Source organism: Salmonella sp. SAL4457, assembly GCF_046548235.1.
Classification (GTDB): Bacteria; Pseudomonadota; Gammaproteobacteria; order Enterobacterales; family Enterobacteriaceae; genus Salmonella; species Salmonella enterica.
Window position 1 is genome coordinate 1 of record NZ_JBGDZO010001180.1, and the last position, 243, is coordinate 243.

1 protein-coding gene is annotated in these 243 nt (G+C 63.0%); it reads right to left on the reverse strand.

What is annotated here, in order from left to right; genetic code table 11:
• Window positions 1-243 (reverse strand): substrate-binding domain-containing protein (locus ACLJNW_RS27910; RefSeq protein ID WP_410961845.1); only part of this gene is annotated, 243 nt, incomplete at both ends.

The following is a 243-nucleotide window of genomic DNA, read 5'->3' on the forward strand; positions in this document are numbered from 1 at the left end:
TTCTTGACCAGGTCCATCAGTTGCGGGCCGAGCAGCGGGCTGCATTCGGCGATGAAGTTGAACTTGCCGTCGGCGAGGGCCTGCATGCCGTCCTTCACCGCGTCAATGGTGATGATCTTGATGTCCTTGCCGGGCGTCTTGCCGGCGGCGGTGATGGCCTCAAGCGCGCCGAGGCCCATGTCGTCGTTGTGCGCGAAGAGCACGTCGATCTTCGGGTTGGCCTTCAGGAAGGCCTCCATGACC